Source organism: Nocardia sp. CC201C (assembly GCF_030010695.1).
Lineage (GTDB): Bacteria > Actinomycetota > Actinomycetes > Mycobacteriales > Mycobacteriaceae > Nocardia > Nocardia otitidiscaviarum.
The window spans coordinates 1-4,579 of record NZ_JASCXP010000504.1; the positions used below are offsets into that span (position 1 = coordinate 1).

At 73.5% G+C, this 4,579-nt stretch carries 2 protein-coding genes; both read left to right on the forward strand.

The window, feature by feature from the left end; genetic code table 11:
* The first annotated feature begins 122 nt into the window (after window positions 1-122).
* Window positions 123-3,395 carry a UvrD-helicase domain-containing protein gene (locus QK444_RS32755; protein ID WP_282785927.1) on the forward strand — a complete coding sequence of 1,091 codons (3,273 nt, stop codon included), beginning with the start codon at window positions 123-125 and terminating at the stop codon, window positions 3,393-3,395.
* Between the two features lie 34 nt (window positions 3,396-3,429).
* Window positions 3,430-4,579, forward strand: a 1,150-nt coding sequence (locus QK444_RS32760; RefSeq protein WP_282785926.1) for an AAA family ATPase, incomplete at its 3' end; no start/stop codon positions are given.

A 4,579-nucleotide genomic window follows, 5' to 3' on the forward strand; every position in this document is an offset into this window, starting at 1 on the left:
CTCCGCAGCGGGGGTCCGGGTACGACGCGACGGGGGCGGGCGGGACGCCGGACCGCGACGCGGTGCCGCAGGGGCGGGCCGAGTCGCGGTTCGATCTGCTGGGGCCGCTGCCCGCCGGGACCATGGTGCTGGAGGCCAGTGCGGGGACCGGGAAGACGTACGCCATCGTGGGGTTGGCGGTGCGGTATGTGGCCGAGGCGGGGGTGGATATCTCGCAACTGCTGCTGGTGACGTTCAGTCGGGCGGCCACCCAGGAACTGCGGGAGCGGACGCGGAACCGGTTCGTGGAGGTGGCGACCGGGCTGGCCGATCCGGAGGCGGCCCGGGAGTCCCGGGATGAGCTGGTTTCCCTGCTGGCGCAAGCGGATTCGGCGGAGGTGGCGCTGCGGCGGGAGCGGCTGCTGGCGGCGCTGTCGGATTTCGACGCCGGGTCGATCGCCACCACGCACAGCTTCTGCCAGCGCATGCTGGACGAGCTGGGGCTGGCGGGGGAGCGGGATCCGGGGGCCCGGCTGGTGGAGAGCATCGAGGATGTCGTCGCCACCGTGGCCGACGATCTGTACGTGAGCCGGTACGCGCGCGACGGTGCGCCGTTCAGCCCGTCGGAGGCGCACGAGCTGGCGGTGTCCGCGGTGGGGGATCGGCAGTCGATGCTGGTGCCGCAGGCCGAGTACGACGGCGATCCGGCGGCCGAGCGGGTGGCCTTCGCCGAGGCGGTGCGCGCGGAAGTGGCACGCCGCAAACAGCTTTCGGGCATCCGCGACTTCGACGACCTGCTGGTGCTGCTGCACCGGGTGCTGGCCGACACCGAGCACGGCGAGCGCGCCTGCCGCCGCATCCGGGACCGGTTCCGGGTGGCGCTGGTGGACGAATTCCAGGACACCGACCCGCTGCAGTGGGACATCCTGCGCCGCGCCTTCCACGGCCACGCCACCCTCGTCCTGGTCGGCGACCCCAAGCAGGCCATCTACGCCTTCCGGGGCGCGGAGGTGCTCAGCTACCTGACCGCCGTCTCCGTGGCCGACAGCCGCCGCGAACTCACCGTCAACTGGCGCAGCGACGCCGGACTGCTCCAGGCCCTCGCGCACGTGCAGAGCGGAGCGGCCCTGGGACATCCGGAGATTCGCGTCCACCCGGTCGCCGCCACTCGCCCGTGGACCCGGCTGTCCGGCCCGGCCGAAGCCATCACCCCGCTGCGGCTGCGCTGTTTCCCGCGCAGCGGTGCCGGACCGCTCAACAAGTCCGGCTTCCCCACCGTGGGCCGCCAGCGCGAACGCGTCGCCACCGATGTGGCCGCCGATATCGTGCGCCTGCTCGAATCCGGGGTCACCATCACCACGTCCGCGGGCGAGCGCCCGGTGGACGCGGGCGATATCGCCGTGCTGGTGCGCACCCACACCCAGCTGAACCTGGTGCGCGCCGCCCTGGAGAAGGCCGGGGTGCCCTCCGTACTCACCGGCGGGGCCAGCGTTTTCGGCACCGAATCGGCCATGGACTGGCTGTGGGTGCTGCGCGCCCTGGAGCAGCCGCACCGCGCCGACCGCGTCCGCCTGGCCGCGGGCACCGCCCTGTTCGGCCTGTCCGCCGTCGAGATCGACAGCGGCGGAGCCGATCTCGTTGGCCAGCTGAGCGCTCTGCTGCGCGATTCCGCCCGCCTGTTCACCCGCGCCGGATTCGCCGCCGTATTCGAAAAGCTCTCCGCCGAACGGGAACTCGCACCGCGCCTGCTCGCCCTGGACGGCGGCGAACGCCAGCTCACCGACCTGCGGCAGCTCGCCCAGCTGCTGGACGAGGCGGCGCTGCGCGAATCCCTCGGCCTCACCGCACTGGCCCGCTGGCTCGCCGACCGGGTGCGCGATCCGGCCTCGGGTGCGGTCACCGGCCGCAGTCGCCGCCTGGACCGCGACGCCCGTTCGGTGCAGATCGCCACCGTGCACGCCAGCAAGGGCCTCGAATTCCCGGTCGTCTACCTGCCTTTCGCGTGGGACTCGATGATGCTGCCCAAGAACGCGGCCCTGCTGTTCCACGACGAGCGGGACCGCCGCGTGCTCGATGTCGGCGGCCCCGACGCTCCCGGCCACGCTCAGCGCAAGCGGTGCGCCGAGGCCGAGGCGGCGGGGGAGGAGCTGCGGCTGCTGTACGTGGCGCTCACCCGCGCCGGCGCGCAGGTGGTGGCCTGGTGGGCGCCCAGCTACAACACCGCCACCGGCCCGCTGCACCGCATGCTGTTCGGCCGCGAACCCGGCGGCGACGAGGTCGCCGACAAGGTGGCGGTGCCCGCCGATCACGTTGCCCTGGACCGCATCATCACCTGGGCCGCCACCGCCGGAGACGGCGTGATCACGGTGGAACCGGTGGACCGGGCGCGGGCGGCCCGACTGGCGGCCGCCACCACCGACGGCGCGGTCGGTGACCTCGCCGCCGCGCGCTTCGACCGGGTACTCGACCACGACTGGCGGCGCACGTCCTATTCGGCGCTCACCGCCGGAGCCCACGATCACGCACCCACCACCGACATCCCGGACGGGCGCGGCATCGCCGACGAACCCGACGCACCGAGCGTGCTCGCCGACGCCGCGGCCCCTGTGTCGGCGGCCGCGCCCTCGCTCATGAACGATCTGCCCTACGGTGCCGAATTCGGCACCCTCGTGCACGAGGTGCTGGAGTACGTCGACACCGACGCCCCCGACCTCGCCGCCGAGATCCGCGACCGCACCGCGCACGCCGTGGCCGAGCAGATGTTCGACGCCGACCCGGAGGTGCTGTCGCGGGCCCTGCTGGCGGTCATGCGCACCCCGATCGGCTTCGGCTGCCTCGCCGACATCCCCACCCGCGACCGGCTCAGCGAACTCGATTTCGAACTGCCCCTCGCCGGGGGCGACACCCCGGCCCGCGAGCGGGTGACCGTGCCCCATATCGCCACCCTGCTGCGCCGCCATCTCCCGCCCGGCGATCCGCTGGCCGACTACGCCGATCAGCTCGCCGATCTGGACGACACCCCGCTGCGCGGCTACCTCACCGGCAGCATCGACGCCGTGCTGCGCATTCCGGGCCCGCGCTTCGTGGTGGTCGACTACAAGACCAACCGCCTCGGCACCGGCGACCTCACCGTCGCCCACTACACCCACGAACAGATGGCCGCCGAGATGATGCGCTCCCACTACCCGCTCCAGGCGATCCTGTATTCGGTTGCCCTGCACCGCTATCTGCGCTGGCGGCTGCCCGACTACGCCCCGGAGCGCCACCTCGGCGGCATCCGGTACCTGTTCGTGCGCGGCATGATCGGCCCCGACACCCCGGACGGTGCGGGCGTTTTCGACTGGGAGCCGCCCGCCGCGCTGGTGGTGGAACTGTCCGCCCTGCTGGCGGGCGAGACGGGCGGAGGACGGGCATGACGGTCGGGCCGGGGCGAAGGGTGGTGACCGGGCGATGACGTCGATCGCGGTGGCGCAGCGCGGCACCGGGCCGCTGCGCACCTTCAACGAGGCGGGTGTGCTGTCCGCCGCCGATGTGCACGTCGCCGTGCGGCTGGCGCGGCTGGGCCGGGAGGATTCGCCCCTCGTCCTGTTCGCGACCGCGCTGGCGGTGCGCGCCGTACGCTCCGGATCGGTCTGCCTGGAGCTGCGGCGCATGCACGAGATCGGCGTGGACGCCGAGGGCACCGAAGAGTCGGCCATCGACCCGACCACGCTGCCCTGGCCCGATGTGGACGCCGTCATCGCGGCGCTGCGGGTGAGCCCGCTGGTGTGCGGCAGCCCGGCCGGACCGCTCACCCCGCTGCGCCTGGTCGACACGCCCGCCGGACCGCTGCTCTACCTGAGCCGCTACTACCAGCAGGAACAGACCATCCGCCGGGTGCTCACCGAACGCGCCGCCACCCACCCCATGGTGGACGCGGAACTGGTTCGGCGCGAACTGGATCGGCTCTTCCCCGATCAGGCCGGGCCGGGAGAGCCGCCCGACCGGCAGCGGCTGGCCGCGGCCCTGGCCGCCACCCAGTGGACCACCGTGGTCGCCGGTGGCCCCGGCACCGGCAAAACCCACACCATCGCGCGGGTGCTGGCGCTGCTGGTGGCGCATCAGCAGGCGGCCCCGGGCGCGCCCGCGCTACGCATCGCCCTGGCCGCGCCGACCGGCAAGGCCGCCGCCCGCCTCCAGGAATCGGTGCGGGAGCAGGCCGGGGATATCGGCCTGCCGGAACTCACCGCCGCCACCCTGCACCGCCTGCTGGGCTGGCAGCGCGGCGGCGCGTCCCGCTTCCGGCACAACGAATTCAACCGCCTGCCCTACGACGTCATCGTGGTGGACGAGACCTCCATGGTGTCGCTGACCATGATGAGCCACCTGCTGCCCGCCGTCCGCCCGGACGCCCGCCTCGTCCTGGTCGGCGATCCGGACCAGCTGGCCTCGGTGGACGCGGGCGCGGTGCTGGCCGACCTGGTCGCCGGACCCGTACCGGGACAGGCGAATCCGGCGCTGGACCGAATCCTCGGCGCGGACCTGTCCGCCACCGCCGCCCACCCGGACGCGCTGTCCGGGCGGGAGCGGGAACGCCTGCGCGGCGGCATCGTCCGGCTCA